Annotated in this window: 23 protein-coding genes and 1 tRNA gene; 16 read left to right on the top strand and 8 right to left on the bottom strand. The window is 65.8% G+C overall.

Annotated elements, in window-relative coordinates:
* Positions 1 to 2: 2 nt before the first annotated feature.
* Positions 3 to 1,265, bottom strand: coding sequence for an amino acid permease (locus IM784_RS13755; RefSeq protein ID WP_199555909.1), 1,263 nt, complete (start codon positions 1,263 to 1,265; stop codon positions 3 to 5).
* 115 nt (positions 1,266 to 1,380) lie between these two features.
* Here IM784_RS13755 and IM784_RS13750 point away from each other — a divergent pair, with 115 nt between their 5' ends.
* The 3 genes from IM784_RS13750 to IM784_RS13740 are packed head-to-tail and all read left to right on the top strand — an operon-like array spanning position 1,381 to position 4,108.
* A complete protein-coding gene (locus tag IM784_RS13750; protein WP_199555908.1) occupies positions 1,381 to 1,995 on the top strand; it encodes an OB-fold-containig protein in 615 nt (204 codons plus the stop codon).
* A complete protein-coding gene (locus tag IM784_RS13745) occupies positions 1,992 to 3,647 on the top strand; it encodes a flotillin family protein (protein ID WP_199555907.1) in 1,656 nt (551 codons plus the stop codon). The genes IM784_RS13750 and IM784_RS13745 overlap by 4 nt, the downstream gene beginning before the upstream one ends.
* Positions 3,648 to 3,706: 59 nt before the next feature.
* Entirely contained in the window at positions 3,707 to 4,108 is a 402-nt protein-coding gene (locus IM784_RS13740; RefSeq protein ID WP_199555906.1) for a disulfide bond formation protein B, read from the top strand.
* Here the strand turns inward: IM784_RS13740 and IM784_RS13735 are convergent.
* Together IM784_RS13735 and fsa are read right to left on the bottom strand one after the other, a co-directional pair.
* The gene (locus tag IM784_RS13735; RefSeq protein ID WP_199555905.1) at positions 4,105 to 5,010 is read right to left on the bottom strand and encodes a tyrosine recombinase XerC; all 906 of its coding nucleotides are present in this window, start codon (positions 5,008 to 5,010) and stop codon (positions 4,105 to 4,107) included. The two genes, IM784_RS13740 and IM784_RS13735, sit on opposite strands and share 4 nt — an antisense overlap.
* Before the next feature lie 138 nt (positions 5,011 to 5,148).
* Complete coding sequence (gene fsa / locus IM784_RS13730; RefSeq protein WP_199555904.1) at positions 5,149 to 5,802, bottom strand: fructose-6-phosphate aldolase; 654 nt, start codon at positions 5,800 to 5,802, stop codon at positions 5,149 to 5,151.
* A 65-nt stretch (positions 5,803 to 5,867) separates the two neighbouring features.
* Here fsa and IM784_RS13725 point away from each other — a divergent pair, with 65 nt between their 5' ends.
* On the top strand, positions 5,868 to 8,027 hold the full coding sequence (locus tag IM784_RS13725) for a primosomal protein N' (protein ID WP_199555903.1): 2,160 nt from the start codon (positions 5,868 to 5,870) through the stop codon (positions 8,025 to 8,027).
* Here IM784_RS13725 and thpR read toward each other — a convergent pair.
* Together thpR and IM784_RS13715 are read right to left on the bottom strand one after the other, a co-directional pair.
* Complete coding sequence (thpR, locus tag IM784_RS13720; RefSeq protein ID WP_199555902.1) at positions 8,024 to 8,578, bottom strand: RNA 2',3'-cyclic phosphodiesterase; 555 nt, start codon at positions 8,576 to 8,578, stop codon at positions 8,024 to 8,026. The two genes, IM784_RS13725 and thpR, sit on opposite strands and share 4 nt — an antisense overlap.
* On the bottom strand, positions 8,575 to 9,186 hold the full coding sequence (locus tag IM784_RS13715; protein WP_235977277.1) for an arylesterase: 612 nt from the start codon (positions 9,184 to 9,186) through the stop codon (positions 8,575 to 8,577). Before IM784_RS13715 ends, thpR begins: the two co-directional genes overlap by 4 nt.
* A gap of 88 nt (positions 9,187 to 9,274) precedes the next feature.
* Between IM784_RS13715 and IM784_RS13710 the strand changes: the two genes are divergently transcribed.
* From IM784_RS13710 to IM784_RS13675, 8 genes are all read left to right on the top strand, one after another.
* Positions 9,275 to 9,970, top strand: a complete 696-nt coding sequence (locus IM784_RS13710; protein ID WP_199555963.1) for an ABC transporter ATP-binding protein — start codon at positions 9,275 to 9,277, stop codon at positions 9,968 to 9,970.
* Complete coding sequence (locus IM784_RS17470) at positions 9,967 to 12,531, top strand: ABC transporter permease (protein ID WP_328799539.1); 2,565 nt, start codon at positions 9,967 to 9,969, stop codon at positions 12,529 to 12,531. The genes IM784_RS13710 and IM784_RS17470 overlap by 4 nt, the downstream gene beginning before the upstream one ends.
* Before the next feature lie 230 nt (positions 12,532 to 12,761).
* On the top strand, positions 12,762 to 13,514 hold the full coding sequence (locus IM784_RS13700) for a Bax inhibitor-1/YccA family protein (RefSeq protein WP_199555900.1): 753 nt from the start codon (positions 12,762 to 12,764) through the stop codon (positions 13,512 to 13,514).
* 370 nt (positions 13,515 to 13,884) lie between these two features.
* Positions 13,885 to 14,370 carry a glutathione peroxidase gene (locus IM784_RS13695; protein WP_199555899.1) on the top strand — a complete coding sequence of 162 codons (486 nt, stop codon included), beginning with the start codon at positions 13,885 to 13,887 and terminating at the stop codon, positions 14,368 to 14,370.
* 127 nt (positions 14,371 to 14,497) lie between these two features.
* Complete coding sequence (gene cmk, locus IM784_RS13690; RefSeq protein ID WP_199555898.1) at positions 14,498 to 15,133, top strand: (d)CMP kinase; 636 nt, start codon at positions 14,498 to 14,500, stop codon at positions 15,131 to 15,133.
* 163 nt (positions 15,134 to 15,296) lie between these two features.
* Entirely contained in the window at positions 15,297 to 17,024 is a 1,728-nt protein-coding gene (gene rpsA, locus IM784_RS13685) for a 30S ribosomal protein S1 (protein ID WP_199555897.1), read from the top strand.
* Positions 17,025 to 17,161: 137 nt separating this feature from the next.
* Positions 17,162 to 17,443 (top strand): integration host factor subunit beta, encoded by a 282-nt coding sequence (locus IM784_RS13680; protein ID WP_199555896.1) that lies wholly within the window; start codon positions 17,162 to 17,164, stop codon positions 17,441 to 17,443.
* Between the two features lie 83 nt (positions 17,444 to 17,526).
* Positions 17,527 to 17,615 (top strand) — tRNA-Leu (locus tag IM784_RS13675).
* Here IM784_RS13675 and IM784_RS13670 read toward each other — a convergent pair.
* The gene (locus IM784_RS13670) at positions 17,572 to 17,862 is read right to left on the bottom strand and encodes a hypothetical protein (protein WP_199555895.1); all 291 of its coding nucleotides are present in this window, start codon (positions 17,860 to 17,862) and stop codon (positions 17,572 to 17,574) included. The genes IM784_RS13675 and IM784_RS13670 overlap by 44 nt on opposite strands.
* A 55-nt stretch (positions 17,863 to 17,917) precedes the next feature.
* Here IM784_RS13670 and IM784_RS13665 point away from each other — a divergent pair, with 55 nt between their 5' ends.
* Together IM784_RS13665 and IM784_RS13660 are read left to right on the top strand one after the other, a co-directional pair.
* Positions 17,918 to 18,592, top strand: coding sequence for an OmpW/AlkL family protein (locus tag IM784_RS13665; RefSeq protein ID WP_199555894.1), 675 nt, complete (start codon positions 17,918 to 17,920; stop codon positions 18,590 to 18,592).
* A gap of 78 nt (positions 18,593 to 18,670) precedes the next feature.
* Positions 18,671 to 19,333: a TerC family protein gene (locus tag IM784_RS13660; protein WP_199555893.1), complete on the top strand. Its 663-nt coding sequence runs from the start codon at positions 18,671 to 18,673 to the stop codon at positions 19,331 to 19,333.
* A 250-nt stretch (positions 19,334 to 19,583) separates the two neighbouring features.
* Here the strand turns inward: IM784_RS13660 and IM784_RS13655 are convergent, their stop codons facing one another.
* Positions 19,584 to 20,564 carry a quinone oxidoreductase family protein gene (locus IM784_RS13655; RefSeq protein ID WP_199555892.1) on the bottom strand — a complete coding sequence of 327 codons (981 nt, stop codon included), beginning with the start codon at positions 20,562 to 20,564 and terminating at the stop codon, positions 19,584 to 19,586.
* Complete coding sequence (locus IM784_RS13650) at positions 20,561 to 21,499, bottom strand: glycerophosphodiester phosphodiesterase family protein (protein ID WP_199555891.1); 939 nt, start codon at positions 21,497 to 21,499, stop codon at positions 20,561 to 20,563. Before IM784_RS13650 ends, IM784_RS13655 begins: the two co-directional genes overlap by 4 nt.
* 157 nt (positions 21,500 to 21,656) lie before the next feature.
* On the opposite strand from IM784_RS13650, the gene IM784_RS13645 reads away from it, so the two are divergent.
* A complete protein-coding gene (locus tag IM784_RS13645; protein ID WP_328799538.1) occupies positions 21,657 to 23,270 on the top strand; it encodes a GMC family oxidoreductase in 1,614 nt (537 codons plus the stop codon).
* Positions 23,267 to 24,400, top strand: coding sequence for an epoxide hydrolase family protein (locus IM784_RS13640; RefSeq protein WP_199555889.1), 1,134 nt, complete (start codon positions 23,267 to 23,269; stop codon positions 24,398 to 24,400). The genes IM784_RS13645 and IM784_RS13640 overlap by 4 nt, the downstream gene beginning before the upstream one ends.
* The last annotated feature ends 5 nt before the right edge of the window (positions 24,401 to 24,405 follow it).

Raw genomic sequence — 24,405 nt, 5'->3', positions numbered from 1 at the left:
CCTCAGCTGAAGGCGTGGGCGCGCAGGCGGGCGACGGCAAAGGCGGAGAATGCGAAGGTGGAGAGCAGCGCCACCGCGGACAGCAGCAGTGTGTCGACAGGCTGGCCCGCAAGCAGGATCGCGAACAGGGCGGCCGTGGCGAGGCCGGCGGCGCGGCGGAGGCCTCTGGTCGCCCGCGCGAGAGCCAGGCCGGCGAGCAGGAAGACGAAGATACAGAGCACGGTGGCCGCGGTGGCGATGATGCCGAACTGCTGGGCGACGGTGGGAGATTCCGTGAGCAGCAGGATGATCGTGCTGATGATGGCGATGCCGAAGTTTATGATGGCGCGGGGCGGGATGCGGACGCCGGCCTGCCGCATGGTGGCGATGTAGCTTTCGATGGTGCCGAGCTGCAGGCTGCCAAGCGTGCCGGCGGCCTTGGTCGCGGCGGCGACGGCGATCAGCATGCCGGCGATCGGCCCGATGATGAGGGCGGTGGCGGCGGCGAAGGGGGCGGTGGATTTCGCCAGCTGGGCGGCCGGGATCATGCCGGAAATGACGGTGGAGGAAGCGATATAGACGGTGGCGGCGATCAGCACGCCGACGATGGTGGCGATGGGGATGTTGCGATCCGGATCGCGCATCTGGTTGCTGACGAGGGACGCCATCTCGAAGCCGATGAAAGCCATAAAGACGAGCAGCGTTGCCTGAAACAGCGCCGAGACATTGCTGTGGCCGGAGATGTTCCAGCTGTCACGGAAGATCTGCGGATCGAAATAGTCCCAGCCGAGGAAGCCGACCAGCAGGATGGGGACCAGGCCCAGGATCAGCGTTGCCGAGCCGGCGAAGGCGACGGTGCGGGGGCCGAGCTGGTTGAGGAGTGCGAACAGCCAGAGAATGGCGCAGGCGGTCCAGAAATTGGCCGGTTGCGGCAGGACGGCGGGAAACAGGAATCCGAGATAGCCGGTGACGGCGACGGCGACGGCCGGCAGGGTGAGGATGATGCTGACGAAATAGAAGATCGCCGAAGACAGGCCGACGACGGGGCCAAGGTGGCGGCCGATGTGGTCGATGAAGGTGGCCGGCGGCCCGATGCGTGACAGGAAGGCGATGCTGAGACCGGCGAGCATGGCGCCCAGGGTGGCGATGATCCAGCCCAAGAGCGAGATGCTGCCGATGGCGCCGACCGTGGCCGGGATCATGTAGATGCCGGAGCCGATCATGGTGGTGGCGACGAGCAAGGTGCCCATCACCGGGCCGATTCCGCGCGGATTGCCTGCAGCCACTATTGCCCCCTGCGTGCCTGTTGCGGAAACCTAGGCGGAATCTGCGGGCACGCAAGGCGAGATTTCGGCTCGGCAGTGCTTGCGTGGAGAACGGTATCGGACAATTGTGTCCCTGATGTTGTCGATTGCGTTCGAACCCTCCGCGATTCCCTTTTCCGTTGCGCTTGGCGTGATGCTGTTGCTGGGCTTGCTGCAGGCGTTTGCGCTGGGTGTGATAGAGCTTCCCGACGATCCCGTGGATACGCCGCTGGACTGGCTGAATAGCGGCCGCGTGCCCTTGATGGTGCTGTTGATCCTGTTTCTGACCTTTTTCGGGCTGCTGGGGCTTGCGTTGCAGGCATTGGCAGCGAGATTTGCCGGCGGGTTGCTGTCGTTCTGGGTGGCGGGGCCGCTGGCCGGGCTGGCGGCGCTTCCGGTGACGCGCTGGAGCAGCGGGCTGGTCGGCCGCATCCTGCCCAATGTGGAGACGACGGCGATGCCGCGCGAAGCGCTGGTGGGGCTGCGGGCGACGATAACCACCGGTACGGCGCGGCCGGGCTTCCCGGCGCCGGCGCGGGTGCGCGACCAGCTGGGCGGGGTGCATCAGGTGCTGGTAGAGCCTGAGGCGGACGGCGAACCGCTGGTCGAGCGATCCGAAGTGCTGCTGGTGCATCGCATCGGCGAGATATTCCGGGCGATCCCGGTGACGCCCCATCCATTCCTTGGTTCCGACGGAGACTTTCGCAGATGAACCCGCTGTTGAGCAGCCTTGTTGTTGCAGGTGTCGCTATCCTGGCCCTGGTGGCGATCGGTATCCTGATCGCCCGCCTGTATCGCCGGGCGACGAAGGAAATCGCCTTTGTGCGGACGGGTCTTGGCGGCGAGGCGGTGGTGATGAACGACGGGGCGCTGGTGCTGCCGATATTTCATGAGACAATGCCGGTGAACATGAACACCGTGCGCCTCGCCGTGGAGCGCAAGAATGCCGACGCGCTCATCACCTCTGACCGGATGCGGATCGATGTGAAGGCGGAATTCTATGTGCGGGTGCGGCCCGACCGGGAATCCATCGGCATCGCAGCGCAGACGCTGGGACAGCGAACGATGAACCCCGAGCAGCTGAAGGAACTGGTGGAAGGGAAGTTCGTCGACGCGCTGCGTTCGGTGGCGGCGGGCATGACGATGAACCAGTTGCACGAGCAGCGCTCCGACTTTGTGCAGAAGGTGCAGCAGGTGAGCTCGGCCGATCTGGCGATGAACGGGCTGGAGCTGGAAAGCGTGAGCCTCACCGGGCTGGACCAGACTTCCATCGAGCATTTCAACGCCAACAATGCCTTTGACGCCGAAGGATTGACCAAGCTGACCGAGCAGATCGAGCTTCGGCGCAAGGCGCGCAACGCGATCGAGCAGGAAACGCGGGTGGAGATCGAAACCAAGAACCTGGAAGCCGAGCGAAAGAGCCTGGATATTTCGCGCGAGAGCGAGTTTGCGCGGCTGGCGCAGGAGCGCGAAGTGAAGGTGGCGAGCGCGACGCAGGAGGCCGAAGTGGCGCGGCTGCAGGCGGAGCGCGGGCAGGAAGCCGAGCAGGCGCGAATTCTGGCCAAGCAGCAGGTGGATTCGAGCCAGATCGAAGCCGACCGGAAGCTGGCGGAAGCGAAGATCGCGCAGGAGCAGACGCTGGCTCTGAAGCGGCAGGAACAGCAGATCGCCATTGCCAACAAGAGCCGGGACGAGAGCCAGGCGAAGGCGGAGGCCGACCTTGCGCGGGCCGAAGCCGTTGCCGCCGAGGAGCGCGTGACAACGTCGCGCGAAAGCGAGATCGCCGAGCGGGTGAAGCGTATCGAGTTGATCGAGGCGGCGAAGGAGGCCGAGCGCGCCGCCATCGGCCTGAAGCTTGCAGCCGAGGCGGAACGGTCCGCTGCGGCCGACCGGGCGGAAGCGACGCGGCTGGAAGCCGAAGGACAGGCCGAGGCTGAGAAGCTGCGCGCGGAAGCAACGCGGGTGCGGCTGGAAGTGGAAGCAGCCGGCCAGCGGGCGATCAACGAAGCGGCGAACCTGCTGGGATCCGACCAGATTTCGCTGCAGACGAAGCTGGCGCTGCTGAAAGTGCTGCCGGAGGTGATCCGCGAGGCAGCGAAGCCGATGGAGGCAATCGATTCCATACGCATCGTGCAAGTGGACGGCATTGGTGGTGGGGGTTCGGCTGGTGTTGGTTCCGAGGGCGGCGGCAATGGCAATCTGGCCGATGCTGCCGTGCAGGCGGCGCTGCGCTATCGGGCGCAGGCACCGGTAGTGGACGGGTTGCTCAAGGAGCTGGGCTTTGATGGCACCTCGCTGGATCGGCTTGGGTCTGGCGTGCTGGCCGCTGCATCGACCCGGCCTGGAGCGGGGACGGCCGATTGAACGTGGGAGCTGCCAAAAAGGGGCGGGGCGGTTAGGCTGACGCTTGCGAACGGGGGGACATGATGAAAACTTTGACGGGGCTGATGCTGAACCGGCGGATCGTGGCGGCGTTTGTGCTGCTGGTGGTGCTGGGGACGTTGGGGCTGGATGTTGCCGGGATGGTGCATCCCTGCCCCTATTGCCGGGTGCAGCGGTTTGCGCTGGGGGTGCTTGCGATCATTCTGCTGTTGAAGGGCTATGATCGGCTGCTGCCGCGCTACGTTGCCGCCGTGGTGGGATTGATGGGGCTGGTGGTGGGGATGACCCAGCATTTCAACCATATCAAGAAGATGAACGCCGGCGCGTTTGACTGGGCGGCGGTGACTATCGGCCATCCGTGGGTGCTGTCCGGGCTGGCGGTGCTGACGCTGGTCTGGCAGCTGTTCCTGATCTTCAATGTGGACCGCAAATCGGCGGCTTAGCCGCGCGGATGGGCGCTTTTGTAGACGTCCAGCAGGCGGGCGGTATCCACGCTCGTGTAGATCTGCGTGCTGCTGAGGCTGGCGTGGCCCAGCAGCTCCTGAATGGTGCGCAGGTCTGCGCCGCGGGCTAGCAGGTGGGTGGCGAAGCTGTGGCGCAGCGCGTGCGGGGTGGCGGTTTCGGGGAGGCCGAGCGCCGTGCGGGCCTTGCGCAGCGTGGCGCGCAGCACGCCGTCTGAGAGAGCGCCGCCCTTTGCGCCGCGGAACAGCGGGGTGTTTCGGGTGACCGGCCATGGGCTGAGTTTCAGATATTGCTCGATGGCGTCGCGGACGAGAGGCAGCATGACCACCGTGCGCTGCTTGCGGCCCTTGCCGGTGATGGTGAGGCTTTCGGCCAGCGGCAGGATTTCGCCGGTCAGCGACAGGGCTTCGCCGATGCGGAGGCCTGCGCCGTAGAGGAGGAGCAGGACGGCGGTGTCGCGGGCCTGCAGCCAGGGTTCATCGTGCATTTCGCCCGTGGTGTCGGCGAGCGCGCGGGCGTCTGTGGGGGAGATCGGGCGCGGAAGGCCCTTTTTCACCTTTGGGCTGGCGACGCCGTCCAGACCGGGGAAAGGCGTATCGTGGCGATCGCGGCTGTGGGCGGCAAGGCTGCGGAGCGCCGAGAGTTCGCGGGCGGCGGAGACGTTGGCGAGGCCTTCCGTGCGGCGGGCGGACAGGAAGCCCCGGAAATCTGCTGCGGTGAGGGTCGCCAGGAGCTGGAGGTCTGCCGGGCGGCCTTGGGCTTCGGCGATGTGGGCGAGGAAGCGGTGGCCGGTGGCGGTGTAGGCGCGGAGGGTGTGGGGGGACAGGCGGCGTTCGTTTTGCAGGCTGGCGAGCCAGCTTGCTACGAGTTGCTCGCCTGTCATGCTCGGCGTCAGGCTTTGTGGGTCCCAGCTTTCGCTGGGACGACGGAGAGGGTTGGGCCTTCAAGATACAGCCGGCGCGCAGCGCCGCTAGCGCGACTGCGCGCCCGCGCCAGTGCGCGGAACCGGATGAAGGCCGGCTTAGGCAATAGTCTGCCCCGTTTTTGCCCAGTCGGCGAGGAAGAGTTCGAGGCCCTTGTCGGTCAGCGGGTGTTTGGCGAGGCCCTTCAGGACTGCCGGCGGCGCGGTGATGACGTCGGCGCCGATGCGGGCGGATTGCAGGATGTGGATCGGGTGGCGGATGCTGGCGACCAGGATCTGCGTCGTGAAATCATAATTGTCGTAGATGAGGCGGATGTCCTCGATGAGGTCCATGCCGTCCTGGCCGGTGTCGTCGTGGCGGCCGACGAAGGGCGAGATGAAGGTGGCGCCGGCCTTGGCGGCGAGCAGCGCCTGGTTGGCCGAGAAGCAGAGGGTGACGTTCACCATCGTGCCTTCGTTGGTGAGGCGCTTGCAAGCCTTCAGCCCGTCCATGGTGAGCGGCAGCTTCACGCAGACATTGGGGGCGAGCTTGCGAACGATTTCCGCTTCGCGGAGCATGCCGTCGAAATCGGGGGCGACGACTTCGGCCGAGACCGGGCCGTCGGTGAGGGCGCAGATTTCCTTCACGACCTCGAGGAAGTTGCGGCCGGATTTCGCGATCAGGCTGGGATTGGTGGTGACACCGTCGAGCAGGCCGGTGTCGGCGAGATCGGCGATTTCCTTCGTGTCGGCGGTATCGACGAAGAATTTCATGGGAAGTGCTCCGGGAATGCGGGGATGCGTTGCGGCCCCTGAACCCAAAGGCTAGCTGCCTGTCAATGCGCGCGACCGTTCTTCTGCTGCAACATGGGCTGGGACCACTCGATTACCGGGTGCCGGACGGAACCTTGCCCGGCGCGATCGTGGAAGCGCCGCTGGGGCCGCGACGGGTGGTGGGCGTGGTTTGGGATGCGGGGGTTTTCACCACGCGGCCGGTGGACGAGGCGAAGCTGCGCGAGGTGCGGGTGCTGGACATGCCGCCGGTGCCGGAGGCGTCGCGGAAACTGCTGGGGTGGGTGGCGGATTATTATCTGGCCCCGCCGGCGGCGGTATTGCGGATGGCCTTGCCGCAGGCAGCGTTTCTGGCGGCGCCAAAGGGGGTGGCGCATTTTGTTCTGGGGGAGGTGCCGGAGACGAAATCGGCCGTGCGCCGGGCCTTGCTGCAGCGGTTGGAGACGGTGCGGGGGATCGGGCCTGCGCCCTTGGCGGTGTGGGCGGCGGCGGCAGAGGCGCGGGTGGAGACTTTGCGCGGGTTGGCGAAGGCGGGCGTGCTGCTGCCGGCGGATGGGGTGGAGGATCTGGCGGTGGCGCGCCCTCCCCTGCCGGCGGGTCCGGTGCTGGGGGCGGCGCAGGCTGCGGCTGCCGGGGAGCTGGTGGCGGCGGTAGAGCGCCACGCGTTCCAGCCGTTTTTGCTGGATGGGGTGACGGGGGCCGGGAAGACCGAGGTTTATCTGGAGGCCGTGGTGGCCGCCATTCGGGATGGCGGACAGGCTTTGGTGTTGTTGCCGGAGATCGGCTTGACCGAGGGGTGGCTGGCGCGGTTTCGGCGGCGGTTCGGCTTTTCGCCGGCTGTCTGGCATTCGGGGATGACGCCTGCGGCGCGGCGGGCGGCCTATCGGGACATAACCTCGGGGGTGGCGCCTGTGGTGGTGGGGGCGCGGTCTGCCTTGTTTCTGGGGATGCCGCATCTGCGCCTGATCGTGGTGGACGAGGCGCATGATCAGGCGTTCAAGCAGGAGGAGAGCGTGCCCTATCATGGGCGCGACGTGGCGGTGATGCGCGGACATTTCGAGCAGGTGCCGGTGGTGCTGGCCACCGCCACGCCTTCGCTGGAGACGATGGAGCAGGTTTCGCGCGGCACCTATAAACTGCTGCATCTGCCGGATCGGCATGGCGGAGCCTTGCTGCCGGATATCCATCTGATCGATCTGACGAAGGACGCGCCGGTGCGCGGGCGCTGGATTGCGCCGCCTCTTGTGCAGGCGGTGGAGGAGCGGCTGGAGCGGGGTGAGCAGAGCCTGCTGTTCCTGAACCGGCGGGGCTATGCGCCGCTGACCCTTTGCCGGGCCTGCGGGGAGCGAATCCAGTGCCCGAACTGTACCGCCTGGCTGGTGGAGCATCGGCTGGCGCGGCGGCTGCAGTGCCATCATTGCGGGCATTCGATGCCGACGCCGAAGCATTGCCCCAGCTGTCAGGCGGAGGACAGCCTGGCGCCTTGCGGGCCGGGGGTAGAGCGGCTGGCGGAGGAAGTGGCGGCGCTGTGGCCGGAAGCGAAGGTGCTGGTGGCAACTTCGGATACCATCCACACGTCAGCGGATATGGCGGCGCTGGTGGATGCCGTGGCGACCGGGGATGTCGATATTTTGATCGGCACGCAGATGCTGGCGAAGGGGCATGATTTTCCGAATTTGACGCTGGTGGGCGTGGTCGATGCCGATCTGGGTTTGGATGGCGGGGATCTCAGGGCAGCCGAGCGATGTTTTCAGCAGATCCGGCAGGTTTCGGGGCGGGCCGGGCGGGCGGACAAGCCGGGCGAGGTGTATCTGCAGACGCACCAGCCGCGGGCGCGGGTGATGCAGGCCTTGTTGAAGGGAGATACGAGCGAGTTTTACGCCGCCGAGCGGGAGAGCAGACAAGCCGCGCATATGCCGCCATTCGGGCGATTGGCGGCCGTGGTGGTTTCATCGCTGGATGCGGCGGCGGCGCTGGATGCGGCGCGGCGGATCGGGATGGCGGCGCCTGCAGCCGACGGAATCGAGGTGTTCGGGCCGGCGCCTGCGCCGCTGGCGATGCTGCGGGGGCGGCACCGGCATCGGTTGCTGGTGCATGCGCGGCGGACGGCTCCGCTGCAGCATTATGTGCGGGAGTGGCTGGCGCGGGTGGACATTAGCTCGAAGGTGCGGGTTGCCGTGGACGTAGACCCGCAGAGTTTTCTCTAGTCTTCAACCAGTTCGTAGCTGGCGAGTGGTTCGTAGTGCGGGCCGCTTTGGCCCAGGATGCTTTCGACGAGGTGGAAGTTGCTGGCGCGCCATTGGAGTGGGGGCGGAGTTGCCGTTTCGAGCCAGGGGCGGAGCGTTTCGCGGCTGGCGCCTGCGCCGCTGAAGCGGGCGAGCGTGATGTGCGGGACGAAGCGGCGCGCGTCCGGGGCGAGGCCGGCGCGGCGGCAGGCGGTGCGGACGCTGGTGGCGAGATCGGTGAGGGCGTCTGCCGGCTCTACGCCTACCCAGAGGGCCGAGGTGCGGCCGGGGCCTGTGCTGTCGAAGCTGCCGAGTTGGCCGAGCTTCAGATCGAGCGGGGCGAAGGGGACGGATTCCAGCGCCTCCAGCGTCGCTTCGGCGCCGTGGCGGTCCACTTCGCCGAGGAAGGCAAGGGTCAGGTGCAGCTGGTTGTCGTTCAGCCAGCGGGCGCCTTCGATTCCGGACTGGATTGGCAGCAGCGCGGCGCGGATTTCCGGCGGCGGGCGGAGCGCGACGAAGAGGCGGTGGCTCATTTCAGCTGCTTGCGGACAGTGGGGAGGATGTTCTTCACCATGACGGCTACTCCGGCGGCGTTGGGGTGCATCTGGTCTGCGAGTTGCAGCCTGGGGTTGGTGGTCACGCCGTTCAGGAAGAAGGGGTATAGCGTGTCGCCGTGCTTCTTGGCGAGCGTGGGGAAGACGGCGTTATATTCCTTGCCATAGGCCGGGCCCATGTTGGGGGCGGCGAGCATTCCGGCGACGATGACCGGGATGCCGCGCTTGTCGAATTCGGTGAGGATGGCGTCGAGATTGGTGCGGGTGACGGTGACCGGTTGGCCGCGCAGCATGTCGTTGGCGCCCAGCGCGACGATGGCGAGATCGGGCTTTTGCTTCAGGCTGTTCAGCACCCATGGGAGGCGGGCCTTGCCCTGGGCGGTGGTGTCTCCGGAAACGCCGGCGTTATGCACGCGGACCTGGCGGCCCTCCTTGCGCAGCGCCGCTTCGAGCTGGGCCGGGAAGCTTTCGCCCGGTTTCAGCTGGTAGCCTGCCGTGAGGCTGTCGCCGAAGGCGAGGATCAGCTTTTCCTTTGGCGCTTGCGCAAACAGCGGTGCCGCGACGAGCAGAACGATGGCAAACTTCAAAAATGTTGCGATGATGCCATATGAACGTGGCTGTGTGCTGATCGCGACCAACGGAGACTCCATGACGCCTGATGTTTCTGCCCCGGATATGGTGATCGATGCGCGCGATGTCACGCTGGCTCTTGGCGAAGGCGCGGCGCGGGTGGAAATCCTGAAGGGCGTGAACCTGGCCGTGCCGGCCGGCGAGCGGCTGGCGATCCTGGGGCCTTCGGGAAGCGGCAAGTCCAGCTTGATGGCGGTGCTTTCCGGGCTGGAGTCTGCAACATCCGGGTCTATCCATATTGCCGGGCTGAACATCGTGGGGCTTTCCGAGGATGGGCTGGCGGAAGCGCGGCGCGGGCGCATCGGCATCGTGCTGCAGGCGTTTCACCTGATCCCGACGATGACGGCGCTGGAGAATGTGGCGGTACCGCTGGAGCTGGCAGGCCATGCCGATCCCTTTGGCGAGGCGTTGCGGGAGCTGCAGGCGGTCGGGCTGGGCGAGCGGGTCTCGCACTATCCGACTCAGCTTTCCGGTGGGGAGCAGCAGCGGGTGGCCCTGGCGCGGGCTTTGGCGGTGCGCCCTGCCCTGCTGTTTGCCGATGAGCCGACCGGCAATCTGGATGCTGCCACCGGCGAGACCATCGTGGAGCTGCTGTTCCGGCGGCTGGACGAGACCGGGGCGACATTGGTGCTGATTACCCATGATGCGGAGCTGGCGACGAAATGTTCGCGGGTGATCCGGATGCGGGATGGGAAGATCGTTTCCGACACGCTGACGGGCGCCGAAGTGGTGGGCGCGTGAACATTGCCATTCCCATTCCGGCGCCGACACCGGCACGGGTGCAGCCAGAGCTGTGGCCTTTGGCGGCGAAATTTGCCTGGCGGGAGGCGCGCGGGGGGCTGGGCGCCTTGCGCTTGCTGTTCGTGTGCCTGTTGCTGGGCGTGCTGGCGATGGCGGGCGTTGGCAGTTTGGCAAGCGCGATCGAGCGGGGGCTCGCCGATCAGGGGCAGGTGATCCTGGGCGGCGATGTGGAGGTCCGGCTGACGCAGCGAGGCCCGACGCCCGAGGAGATGGCGGCGCTGCGCGGGTTTGGCTGGGAGATTTCGCAGAGTCTGCGGATGCGGGCGATGGTGCGCGGCGAAAGCGGGGCTGCGGCGAACCGGGAGTTGCTGGGCGAGCTGAAGGCGGTGGACGGGCTGTGGCCGCTGTATGGCGAGGCCGATGTCCGCGGCGGCGGGGGCAATGCTGCCGTGCAGGCGGCGCTGGGGCGCGGGGCCGTGGTGGCGGATGGGCTGGCAGATCAGCTGGGGCTGAAGATTGGCGACACGATCAGCCTGGGTGAAGGGCGCTTTCCGGTTGCCGCCATCCTGACGGTGGAGCCGGACAAGGCGGCCGAGGGGTTTGCGCTGGGGCCGAGCGTGCTGATCTCTCGTGAGGGGCTGGAGCGAACGGGCCTGGTGCAGCCGGGTACGGTGTATCGGCATTATGTGCGGTTGAAATTGCCGCAATCCGTGGATCCGGCTGCTGTGAGCGAGCAGCTTAAGGAGCAGTTTCCCGAGGCCGGGTGGCGCGTGGCCGATCGACGCGATGGCGCGCCGGGGGTGCGGCGCTTTGTCGAGCGGCTGGCCCAGTTCCTGACGCTGGTCAGCCTGACCTCTCTGGCGGTGGCCGGCGTTGGTGTTGGCAATGGCGTTGCGAGCTATCTGGACCGCAAGGGCGGGACCATTGCGACGCTTAAGGCCGTGGGGGCTTCGTCGGGGCTAGTGTGGCGGACGTATCTGCTGCTGATCGGCGGGGTGGCGCTGGTGGCCGCCGTGGCGGGGGCGCTGATCGGGGCGACGGTGCCCTGGATTGTGGTGGCGTTGGCGGGGGATGTGCTGCCCGTGGCGCCTTCCCTGGGGTTGCAGTTTGCGCCCCTGTTTACGGCGATTGCCTTCGGCTTGCTGGTGGCCTTGGCCTTTGCCGTGCCGCCGCTGGCGCGGGCGGGAGCCTTGCCGGCGCAGCGGATGTTTCGTGGCAGCGTGGAGAGCTGGCCCTGGCCTTCGGCACGGGCGATGGCGGCGGCGCTGGGTGCCGGGGCCGTGGTGGTGGCGATGGCGGTGTGGCAGGCGGCCGAGCCGATCTTTGCGCTGGGCTTTGTCGGCGGGGCAGCCGTGGTGCTGCTTCTGCTGTTCGGGCTGGGGTCCGCGGTGAAATGGGCCGCACGGCGGGTGGCGCGGCCGAAGCGGGTGCTGCCGCGGCTGGCGCTGGCGAATGTGCATCGGCCCGGCGCCATGACACGTCAGCTGGTGGTGGCGCTGGGGCTGGGGCTGAGCCTGTTTGCGACGCTCGCCTTCATCGAGACGAGCTTCAATGCGGAGCTGCAGAAGACGGTGCCGGCGAAGGCGCCGGCCTTCTTCCTGCTGGACCTGCCGAAGGAGGACTATGCGCGCTTCCGCGAGACGCTGCCCAAGGGGAGCGAGGTGCGGATGGTGCCGAGCCTGCGCGGCCCGGTGGTGGCGGTGAACGGCGTGCCGGCTTCCGAGCTGAAGAATGTGCCGGAGGAAAGCTATCTGCTGCGCGGCGATCGCGGGCTGACCTGGGCCGACGAGCTGCCGGCGGGCAATCGTCTGGTGGCGGGGAAATGGTGGCCGAAGGATTATGCCGGGCCGCCGCTGGTGTCGATGGACGCCGAGCAAGCCGCGCTGCTGGGGCTGAAGGTGGGCGACACCATCGCCGTTTCGGTGCTGGGGGTGGAGATTACCGCGACCATCGCTTCGCTGCGGGAGGTGGACTGGGACTCGCTGGGGTTCAATTTCGTGCTGATCTATGATCCGAACAGCTTACGCGACGCGCCCTATAGCTGGATGGCGACGATCACCCCGCCGGAAGCGGCCGAGGAAGGCTTTACCGGCACCATCAGCCGGGCCTTTCCAACGGTGTCGGTGGTGAAGGTGAAGGATGTGCTGGGCGAAGTGGGGACGCTGGTGCGGCAGATGGGGATGGCCGTGCGGGTGGCGGCGAGCGTTGCCATTCTGGCCGGGATTGCCGTGCTGGTGGGGGCTTTGGCGGCACAGGCGCGGGCGCGGATTTATGACAATGTGATCCTGAAGACCCTGGGGGCGACGCGGCGGCAGCTGATGGCGGCGGCGGCGATGGAATATGCCGGACTGGGGCTGGTGGTGGCACTGATCGCCCTGCTGCTGGGCGGGATTTCCGGCTGGGTGGTGGTGACGCAGGTATTGAAGTTCAGCTGGGCGCCGGATTGGGGCGTGGCGCTGCTGACCGCGCTGCTGGGGGCGGCGGTGACGCTGGCGCTGGGGCTGGTGGGCGCCTGGCGGACGCTGGGGGTGAAGGTGGCGCGGGTGCTGCGGGAAAGTTGATTTGTTTGGCGCTCCGCGCCCGTGTTCCGCGCATTGGCGCGGACGCGCAGTCGCGCTTGCGGGCTGCGCCCGGTCTTGCCGGTGAGGATTTCTGGTTGATAACCCCAAAATGTTTCATGCATGAAAGATTTCACTGGCGACTCTTGAAACCCGTTGTTACATAGGCGATATTATCGCTGCATCCGGTGTCGCGTTTCAGCGACGTTACCCCCGGACTAGGGAGAGTTTCGATGGTCAATCAGGTGGATCCCAGGCTGAGTCGCTCTGCGGCAATGGCTTCGGCGCGCCTCGGCACCACGGCAGCGGAATATGACGCCGGCCTGCGCTCGCACATGCTGAGCGTGTACAACTATATGATGTCGGGCGTGCTGCTGACGGGCGTGGTCGCCCTTGGCATGGCCTACACCGGCGCTGTGAACGCGCTGTTCAACCCGATGACGGGCTCGCCTTCGATCCTTGGCTGGATCGTGATGCTGGCGCCGCTGGGCTTTGTGTTTGCGCTGGGCTTCCGCTTCCAGAAGATGTCGGAATCGGCGGTTCAGGCCTGCTTCTGGGCCTTTGCGGCGATCATGGGCGCTTCGATGTCCACGATCTTCCTGCGCTATACCGGCACGTCGATCGCGACGACCTTCTTCGCGACGGCGGCGGCTTTTGCGGGCCTCAGCCTCTATGGTTACACCACCAAGCGCGACCTTTCGCGTCTGGGCACCTTCCTGGTGATGGGCCTGATCGGCATCCTGGTGGCGATGGTGGCCAACATCTTCATGCAGTCGGGCACGCTGTCGCTGGTGATCTCCATCCTTGGCGTGCTGATCTTTGCCGGGCTGACCGCCGCTGACACGCAGAAGATCAAGGAAACCTATGACTATGTGGCCGGCACCGACATGCAGGGCAAGGCCGCGATCATGGGTGCGCTGACGCTGTACCTCGACTTTATCAACCTGTTCCAGTTCCTGCTGAGCTTCCTGGGTTCGCGCGAATAGCGCGCTGACGGAGCCAGCTTGCCAAGTTGCAAGAAGAGAGCGACCCCGACCCCTGGCAGGGAAACCTGCCGGGGGTCTTTTTTGCCGAAGGCGGCAGCGATTTGCGCAAAGCGCAAACTCGCTGACTCGCCGAAGGCACGGCCGGCGGGGCGTGGGCCATCCGGCCCACGAACCCGTCCGACGAGCGGGCTATGCCCGCAAACTTCCTCTTTCTGCCTCTCCCAGCCGGACTCGGCGGCTTGGCCGCCGGCCGGCGTTCGCCGCCACGCACGCGGGGAAGGCTCTTTAGCGCCACCCGCGACTTACTTCCCCCTTCCCTTCCCCCGCCCACCCCGTCATTAGGTAAGACAAATGAGGGAGAAGGACCCAGATGCCAGACGATATCTATCACCAGCATGCCAAGTCGCTGGACGGACGCGATGTTTCCATGGCCGACTACCGCGGCAAGGTGCTGCTGATCGTGAACGTTGCCTCTAAATGCGGGTTCACGCCGCAATATACGGGGCTGGAAGAGATTTATCAGCGCTTCAAGGACAAGGGCTTTGAAGTGCTGGGTTTTCCATGCAACCAGTTCAATAAGCAGGAACCCGGGAACGACGCGGAGATCGCAACCTTTTGCTCGCTGACCTATCCGGTGAGCTTCCCAATGTTTTCGAAGATCGAGGTGAACGGCGAGCACACGCACCCGCTGTATCAGCAGCTGAAGACCGGGGCGCCCGGGCTGCTGGGCTCCACGGGCGTGAAGTGGAACTTTACCAAGTTCCTGGTGAACCGCGAGGGCGAGGTGGTGGAGCGTTTCGCGCCGCAGGTGAAGCCCGAGGATATCGCACCGAAGATTGCAAAGCTGCTGGCTTGAGTGCGCCGTTTGCACCCTTAGGGCGCTGCGCACCTCTGACCGCCCCGCACCCCCGCCCGGGCGCCCATCGAAGATACCTTGGGGGCGGCCGGGCGGGGGTGCGGGGCGGTGGCGGACGGAGCACAGCATGCCGCTGATTGCCGTGGACGGCCCGGCTGCTTCGGGCAAGGGCACGATTGCCCGGGCGCTGGGGCGGCATTTCGGCGTGCCGCATCTGGATACCGGGGCGCTCTATCGCGTGGTGGCGCTGTCGGCGAACCGCGCCGGGGTGGCGCTGGACGATGGCGCGGCGGTGGGGCGGCGGGCGGCGGCTATAGACCTGTCGCTGCTGGAGGATCATGATCTGCGGGCGGCGCATACCGGAGAGGCGGCCTCGAGGGTTTCGGCGCATCCGGAGGTGCGCGCCGCGCTGATGGGGTTCCAGCGGGCCTTTGCGGCGCAGGCGGGCGGCGCGGTGCTGGATGGGCGGGATATCGGCACGGTGATCGCCCCCGATGCGCACGCCAAGCTGTATGTGACGGCGGCGCCTGAAGTGCGGGCGCGGCGGCGCTTTCTGGAGCTGACCTCGGCAGGGCGGGACGTGACCGAGGCCGGGATACTGGCCGATATCGTGGCGCGCGATGCGCGTGACATGGGGCGGACCGATGCACCGCTGCGGCAGGCAGACGACGCCGACTTGCTTGATACGAGCAATTTGGATATAGCCGCGGCCGTCCGGGCAGCGATCGACCTTGTGTCGAAGCGCCTGGAAAGGGTCCCCTGATCGACGGCGCCGAAGACCTGTCTTCGCGCGCCCGTTTCGCTTTCAGGGGAGTCTAAAGGTTAACGCGTTCTGCCTGAAGGGTTTTCAGGCGAATATTTGACAGCCACCCCCGCAAGACCGCCGGAGACAACCGGCTGGCCTGCCCGATGATGATAGGATCTACATGGCTTCGACTGCAATGCCCACCCGCGACGATTTCGCCGCGCTTCTCGACAAGTCGCTGGGCGAGTCCCAGAGCTTCGAAGGCAAGGTGGTGAAGGGGCGGGTCACCGCCATTGAGAACGATCTGGTGGTGATCGACGTGGGCCTGAAGTCTGAAGGCCGTGTTTCGATCCGTGAATTCACCCCGCCCGGACAGGCTCCGCAAGTGTCCGTGGGCGATGATGTCGACGTCTATGTCGACCGCGTGGAAAACGCATTCGGTGAGGCGATGCTGAGCCGTGACCGCGCCCGTCGCGAAGCGGCCTGGGACAAGCTGGAAACCCAGTTCAACGCCGGCGAGCGCGTGGACGGCACGATCTTTGGCCGCGTGAAGGGCGGCTTCACGGTCGACCTTGGCGGCGCTGTCGCCTTCCTGCCCGGTTCGCAGGTGGATATCCGCCCGGTGCGCGACGTTACCCCGCTGATGGGCATTGCCCAGCCGTTCCAGCTGCTGAAGATGGACCGCAAGCGCGGCAACATCGTGGTTTCGCGCCGCAGCATCCTGGAAGAAACCCGCGCGGAAGCCCGCACCGGCCTGATCCAGAGCCTGGCCGAAGGTCAGGTGATCGACGGCGTGGTGAAGAACATCACCGATTACGGTGCGTTCGTGGATCTGGGCGGCATCGACGGCCTGCTGCACGTGACCGACATGAGCTACAAGCGCGTTGGCCACCCGAACGAGGTGATCAACATCGGCGACACGGTGAAGGTGCAGATCATCCGCATCAACCGCGACACGCAGCGCATCAGCCTGGGCATGAAGCAGCTGGAAAGCGATCCGTGGGAAGGTGCCGAAGCCAAGTATCCGGTTGGCGCCAAGCTGAAGGGCCGCGTGACCAACATCACCGAATACGGCGCGTTCATCGAGCTGGAGCCGGGCATCGAAGGCCTGGTGCATGTTTCGGAAATGAGCTGGGTGAAGAAGAACGTCCACCCGGGCAAGATCGTTTCGACGAGCCAGGAAGTGGATGTCATCGTCCTGGAAGTCGACGCCGAGAAGCGCCGCATCTCGCTGGGCCTGAAGCAGGCGCAGCGCAACCCGTGGGAAGTGTTCGCCGAAGAGCATCCCGTTGGCACCATCGTCGAAGGCGAAGTGAAGAACTCGACCGAATTCGGTCTCTTCATCGGCCTGCCCGGCGAAGTGGACGGCATGGTGCACATGTCGGACATCGCCTGGGGCGTTTCGGGCGAAGCCGCGCTGCAGCTGCACCACAAGGGTGAGATGGTGAAGGCGCAGGTTCTGGAAGTCGATGTCGAGCGCGAGCGCATCTCGCTGGGCATCAAGCAGGTTTCGGGCGAAGGCGCCGGGACTGCGGCTGTTGCCGGCGAAGAAGGCCCGAGCGATGGCTTCAACCTGAAGAAGAACGAAGTCGTGACCGTGATCGTTCGCGAATCCCGCGACGGCGGCATCGAAGTGCAGATCGGTGAAGACGGCCCGACCGCCTTCATCAAGCGCTCCGACCTTAGCCGCGACCGGGACGAGCAGCGCCCGGAACGCTTCCAGGTTGGCCAGAAGGTCGATGCGCTGGTGATCGGTTTCGAGCGTGGCAAGAAGCCGATGCTTTCGATCAAGGCTCGCCAGATTTCGGAAGAAAAGCAGGCAGTTGCACAATATGGTTCGTCGGACTCCGGCGCTTCGCTGGGCGACATCCTGGGTGCGGCCCTGAACAAGGCCAAGCAGGACGGCTGAGGCCGGACGGCTTTTCCGTTCAACGGTTCAGAAGGGGCGGTGCTGCGAGGCACCGCCCCTTTTGCGTTGTTGATGAAAGGGTTGACCGACTCATTGTTGGCAGCACATAGTGCGAGACCACCGGGGGGCTTGCTGTCATGATCCGTTCCGAACTTGTTCAGAAGATTTCCGACGCCAATCCCCATCTGGGTACGCGCGAGGCCGAGCGCGTGGTTTCCACCATTCTGGACGCCATCGCCGATCGACTGGCGGAAGGCGGCCGGGTTGAGCTGCGGGGCTTTGGTGCGTTTTCCACGCGCGGCCGCAATGCCCGCACCGGGCGCAATCCGCGAACGGGGGACTCGGTGGACGTGGACGCCAAGCGCGTGCCGCACTTCAAACCCGGAAAGGAATTGCGGGAACGCCTGAACGTCGGCTGACGCCGACGGTTAAGGCGGTTCCGAAGCGCTGGCCTCGCACCTGCTGAGGTGGGATAGGGTGCCCACAGACACCCATTTGGCGCGCGGACGTGGCGAAACTGGTAGACGCACCGGACTTAAAATCCGTTTCACCGACAGGAGAGTGCGGGTTCGAGCCCCGCCGTCCGCACCATTTCAATTTGCTTATGCAAATTGAAATGGTTGCTTTTCTGAAGCCCGCGGGCGGTCGCATCCGCTCCCTTGCGTTCCGCGCTGCGCCCCGGTTCTTTGGTGGGCGTTCCACGCAGCTCTGCGCGCGGGCGCGGGGGCGTGGTCGTGGTTCTGCCGGAGGCTGACCCTCGGTTCGCGGGCTGCGCCCGTTCAGGGATTTCTCCTAAAAAACGTTGATATATATCAATTACTTCTTTGCTCTCGATCAAGGACGGCTCCTGTCGACAGGTGCAGGGAACGCCTTAGATCTGAAGGAGCCTTGACATGAGATTTGCGACCTGCCGCAACACCGCTACCGCTGTTGCCGCCATTTTGCTGGCTGGCTCGCCGGCGTTTGCGGAAGGCGGGGACTGGATCGTGCGGGGGCGCGGGATTGCGGTGGACCCTTCTGGCGGAGGGGACAGCATCCAGCCGACCTTCCCCACCGAAGGCGTTTCGGTGACCACAGGCTATGCGCCCGAGCTGGATGTGACCTATATGGTCACGAACAACATCGGGCTGGAGCTGATTGCGGCGACTACCAAGCATGCCGCTACCGGACAAACGGGCACCACCGGCAGCATCGGTCGCTTGCTGAGCACCTGGGCGCTTCCGCCGACCTTGACGCTGCAGTATCATTTTGCGCCCGATGCCGTGGTTCGCCCCTATGTCGGTGTCGGCTTGAACTACACGATCTTCTACAACAGCCGTCCTTCCAGCCAGCTGGAGGCTGCTGTGGGCGATACCCGTGTCAGCCTTTCGGACAGCTTCGGCTATGCGTTGCAGGGCGGGCTGGACATTCCATTTGGCCAGAACAGCAACTGGCTGTTCAACCTGGACTTCAAATACATCGACATGGATACCACAGCCCGCCTGCGTCCTTTGGCGATCCCGAGCCAGAGCGTCCGGGTGAACATCGATCCGTTGGTGATTGGCGTTGGGATCGGCTACCGCTTCTGACGATCGCTTTGTCGCCTGGCCTGCGCGCCGTGCGCAAGACTGTTTGCAGCCGGGTAATATTCCGCTAGCAGGCCGCGCATGGAACTATTCGGACTTTCGCTGCACTTCATGAACGAGCCGGGCGCCTGGCGGGCGCTGGGCACGGTGATCATGATCGATCTGGTGCTGGCCGGCGACAACGCCATCGTGATCGGCGCCCTGGCCGCCGGTTTGCCCGCGGCCGATCGCAAGAAGGTGATCGCACTGGGCATGGTGGCCGCGCTGGTCATGCGGATCGCCTTTGCGCTGGTGGTGACGCAGCTGCTGGACATCGTCGGCATCCGGCTGGCCGGCGGCCTGCTGTTGCTGTGGGTGTGCTGGAAAATGTATCGCGAGCTGCGCCCGCACAAGGTTATGCTGGCAGACGGGACGGTCGCGCATGATGCGCCCAAGCCCGCGAAGACTTTCTGGGGCGCGGCGTGGGCGGTGGCAATCGCCGATCTTTCGATGAGCCTGGACAATGTGCTGGCAGTCGCCGGCGCATCGAAGCACCACACCGAGGTAATGATCTTCGGGCTGGTGCTGTCGGTGGCGCTGATGGGAATTGCCGCCAACTATATCGCCCGGCTGATCGAGAAGTATCACTGGATCGGCTGGATCGGCCTGGCGCTGATCTTCTATGTGGCGATGGACATGATCATCAACGGCGGGCGCGACGTGGTGCCGCTCCTGCCCCAGATCAACGCACTGTTCGGCAACTAGGACGTGAACCCATAAACGGAAGGCATTTTGACGCGGTTTTCAGCCCCGAGACGAGTGAGCAAGCGCAGACCGGCTACCTGAAGGTAGCTGGCAAGCGCAGCGAGCGCTGGATCGGGTCTGAAAACCGCGCCTTCGGTGGGTCAGGCAGGCGAAATCAACGCCGTCGCCGTCCTCACCGGGGGGCAAAGCCCCGCTTTCGGCCGCCGCCAACGCCGATTTCGCCTGCCTGACCCATCAAAACGCCTCCCGTTTATGGGTTCACGTCCTGGGGAATCAGCAGCGTGGAGCCCGTGGTTGCGCGGGCTTCCAGCGCCTTGTGGGCGGCGACTGCATCGGCGAGGGCGAAGCGCTGGCCGATGTGGGCGTTGAGCACGCCGGCGCGGAGCTTTTCGAAGACGGCGCCGGTGCCGGCGGCGAAATCCGCGGGCGTTGCGTAATAATGGAACAGCGTCGGGCGGGTGACGAACAGCGAGCCCTTGCCGGCGAGGATGCCGAGGTTGAAGGCGCTGACCGGGCCTGAGGCGTTGCCGAAGCTGATATGGAGGCCGCGCATCTTCAGGGAGTCCAGCGAGCTTTCGAACGTGTCCTGGCCGACGCCGTCAATGCTGCAGTCGACGCCCTTGCCGCCGGTTAGATCGCGGACTGCCTTTGGCGCATCGGCATAGTTCAGCACATGATCGCAGCCGGCGGCCCTGGCGATTTCAGCCTTTTCCGGCGTCGAGGTGGTGCCGATGACAGTGGCGCCTGCCGATTTCAGCCATTGGGTGAGAAGGATGCCGACGCCACCGGCTGCTGCCGGAACCAGCACGGTGTCGCCGGGCTGCACCCGGGCGCAGCGCTCGACGAGGAACTCGACGGTGCAGGCCTTCAGCCACATGGCGGCGGCGATCTCGTCGGACAGGTCGTCGGGGAGTTTCACCAGCCATTTTGCATCGAGGACGCGGTGGGTGGCGTAGGAGCCGGGGGTGGCGGCGAAATAGACCACGCGGTCGCCGGGGGCGACGTGGGTGACGCCCTCCCCCACTGCTTCGACGACGCCGGCTGCCTCGACGCCGATGCCGGAGGGGAGCTGCATGGGATAGAGGCCGCTTCGGTGGTAGGTGTCGATGAAGTTCACGCCGATCACATGGTGGCGGACCAGGGCTTCGCCGGCGCCCGGCTGGGGGGTCGCGACATCGACAAGGCGCATCTCCCCGGGGCCTCCGGTCTTCTCGATGCGGATTGCCTTCATCTACTGTCTCCTGTGAGGCACCATGTGCCGTCTCGCTTGTGTTCCTTCAGCGCCTTCCACGCCGATACCGGCTGGTCGCTGCTGATGAGGGTGACGCCGCGCTCTGCCAGGCGGGCGTAGCCGAGGCCGTCGTCGTCGGCAGCCTGATATTTGTCGTCCAGCCGCTCGCCGGGTTTGCCGAGCGTACCGGTGATCGCCTCGACCCGCGAGGCATCGAGGGTGGCGATGAGGGCGGGATCGGGCTCTGTCGTGCCGGTGAAGCGCAGCATCATCGGGTTGGCAAGACGCATCAGCGCCTGCGCCTCGCGGCCTTCGCGGGCGTAGGTAGAGACCATCATTTCCGGCGCGACGCCCATGGCAAGCCGGCTTTCGGCGAGGCTGTTGGCAATGAGAATCACCTGCCCCTCCATGCGGGCGCTGCGGACGTGCTGCACCAGATCCTCCATTGGCATCGAGCGCTTGGGATCGAGCATCAGGATGGCGCCGCCGCGCCGCGCCATGACCAGTGCTTCGTCGAGCGTTGGGATGCGCTGCTCGGTGATGTCGCCGTTGGGCTTGCGGAGCTGGAGCTGGCGCAGTTCCTTGTAGCTTTTCTGCGATGCAACGCCGGTGCCGGTGGTGGTGCGATCGAGGGTATCGTCGTGCAGCAGCATCGGGACGCCATCGGAGCTGACGAAGACGTCGATTTCCAGCACGGTGATGCCCTTGCGGAAGGTTTCCGTCCCGCTTTCGACGCTGTTCTCGGTGGCTTCCGGGTTGGGCTGGGCGCGGTGGGCTGCCACGAGCGCGAAGCGGTTCGTTCGCAGGCAATCGAACAGCCAGTGCAGTTGCGGCATCGGCCTGGCCGTGGGGCGCTGCGTCTGCACGGCGCCGACCGCGCAGCCGCCGAGGAGGAAAAGCGGAACAAGCGGGGCCATCGGCACGAAACGCAGCATCGCCTGACCCTAACGACCAGTTCTGCATGGTGGAAGTGGGATGCGACCAGCGGAGTTTTTGCGTATGACTTTCACGCATAATGCGGAGGGTGGCGGGAGGCGGCCGCTTGGCTAGGTTCCGTGGCATATGCCCGGCAAACGGGCGGGAGGATTTTGCGTGGAAGAGACGTTCGATTTCGTGATCGTGGGCGCTGGAAGCGCCGGTTGCGCCATGGCCGGCCGGCTGTCGGAAGACCCCGGCACGCGCGTGGCGCTGCTGGAGGCGGGTGGCGACGACAAGGCGATGATGATCAACATGCCGGCGGGGCTTGGCGAGATCATCCCGCCGGAAAAGGAGAGTGCGTTCAACTGGGGTTTCTGGACGGAGCCGCAGGCGCATCTGAACGGGCGAAAGCTCTATTGGCCGCGCGGCAAGGCGCTGGGCGGGTCTTCGTCGATCAACGGCATGGTCTATATCCGGGGGCATTCGAGCGACTATGACCGCTGGGCGCAGGCGGGCTGCACGGGCTGGGGCTGGGCGGATGTGCTGCCATGGTTCAAGAAGGCCGAGAGCAGCGATCGGGGTGCCTGCGACTATCATGGCGCGGACGGGCCGCTGAGCGTGAGCCGGCGGATGCTGCCGCATGTGCTGAACAATGCCTTCATCGATGCTGCGGTGGAGAATGGCTGGCCGCGCACCGATGATTTCAACGGCGCACAGTTCGAGGGCGCGGGCAGCTATGATTCGACGATCAAGGGCGGGCAGCGCTGGTCTGCGGCGCGCGCTTATCTGACGGCGGAGGTGCGGCGGCGGCCGAATTTGAAGATCATCACCGGGGCGCTGGCGGAGAAGGTGGAGTTCGAGGGGAAGCGCGCGGTTGGCGTGCGCTATTCCGGCGGCCAGCTGGTGCGGGCGCGGAAGGTGGTGCTGTGCGGCGGGGCAATCAATTCGCCGCAGTTGCTGCTGTTGTCTGGCGTGGGGCCTGCGGCGCAGCTGAAGGCGCTGGGGATCGATGTGGTGGCGGATCGCGCGCAGGTGGGGCAGAATTTGCAGGACCATCTGGATGTGCTGGTGCAGTGGAAGTGCAGCCAGCCGATCACCTTGAATGCGAACACCAGGCCGTTGGTGAAGCTGATGGCGGGGCTGAACTGGATTTTCCGCAAGTCTGGCAACGCCAGCTATATGCCGACGGCGGCGGGGGCCTTTGTCTCGACGCGCGAGGGGCTGGCGGCGCCGGATATCCAGATGCACTTCATGCCGGTGATGGGGCTGGCGCATGGCGTTGGCGGCTTGCAGCCGGAGCATGGCTATCAGGTGCATGTGTGCCAGGTGCGGCCGGAGAGCCGGGGCTCGCTGTGGCTGAAATCTCCCGATCCGAAGGCACATCCGGCGATCGACCCCAATTATCTGTCGGCTCCGGAGGATGTGGATACGCTGGTGAAGGGCGTGGAGATTGCGCGGGCGATCGGGCGGCAGTCGGCGCTGAAGCCGTATAACGGGGGCGAGAGTTGGCCGGGCGAGGAGGTGCAGGGCGCCGCCGTGCTGGAGAAGATGCGCGGCTGGGCGGAGACCATCTATCACCCGGTCGGCACCTGCCGGATGGGGGCGGATGCCGGGGCCGTGACCGATATCGCCTTGAACGTGAACGGGGTGGAAGGGCTGATGGTGGTGGACGCCTCGGTGATGCCGTGGCTGGTTTCGGGCAACACCAATGCCCCGACCATCATGATCGCGGAGAAGGCAGCGGCGGACTTGCGCGGGCAGCAGATGCAGGGGCTGAAGGCGGCATGAGCGTGGTTCAGTTCGAGATCCCCGTCGAGCGCGAGGAGGTGCAATGGATCCGCCGGCGGGTGGAGGAATTCCGCTTCTTCGAGGAGCCGGAGGGGCATCAGTGGGAGCATGGCGCGAACCGGGCCTATATGGAGCGGCTGCGCGAGCATTGGCTTACCGGATACGACTGGGAAGCGACGGTTGCGCGGCTGAACGCCTTTGCGAATTTCCGGGTGGAGGTGGAGCCGGGGTTTCACCTGCACTGCATCCATATCCGTTCCAGCCGGGCCGATGCGCAGCCGCTGCTGATCGCGCACGGCTGGCCGGGTTCGGTTCTGGAGTTCGAGACGATCCTGCGGCGGCTGGCGGAGCCGGAAGATGCCAGCCAGCCCGCCTTTCACGTGGTGGCGCCCTCGCTGCCCGGATATGCCTGGAGCGACCGGCCGAAGGCGCCCATCGGGCCGCGCGCGGTGGCGGGGCTGTATGACCGGCTGATGGGCGAACTGGGCTATGACCGCTTCATCTATCAGGGCGGTGACTGGGGCAGCGTGATCGGCGGCTGGATCGGGCTGGACAGCGCGCGGGTGCAGGCGATCCACCTGAACGGATACGGGCTGCGGTCGGCCGACATGTCGGCGCATACCCCGGAAGAGAAGCAGTGGCTGAACTGGGCGCGGATGATCCGCGCTACCGAGACGGGCTATCTGGTGCTGCAAGGGACGAAGCCACAGTCGCTGGGCTTTGCGATGATGGATTCGCCGATGGGCGTAGCGGCCTGGCTGAGCGAGAAATATTGCGGCTGGTCCGACACCAACGCCAGCATGGTGGAGCCGCCGTTTAGCCTGGACACCATGCTGGACACCATCCTGATCTACCTGACGACGCGGAGCTTCCTGACGGCGACCTGGATCTATCGCGGGATGTTTCTGGAAGGTGGCTTTGCCATTCCGGCCGGGCGGCGGATCGAGGTGCCGGTGGGGGTTGCCGCCTTCCCGCGCGACCTGCTGGCCTTTCCGCCGCGCAGCATGGTGGAGCGGGGATACAATGTGGTGCGCTATACGCAGATGCCGCACGGCGGGCACTTCGCCGGGCTGGAGGAGCCGGAGGCGCTGCTGGGGGATTTGCGGGCGTTTGTTTCCGGGGTTGGCTGATATCC

Source organism: Sandaracinobacteroides hominis (assembly GCF_016464365.1).
Taxonomy (GTDB): Bacteria; Pseudomonadota; Alphaproteobacteria; order Sphingomonadales; family Sphingomonadaceae; genus Sandaracinobacteroides; species Sandaracinobacteroides hominis.
The sequence above is the reverse complement of the archived record's forward strand: the minus strand, read 5'-3'. Positions and strand labels throughout refer to the sequence as shown.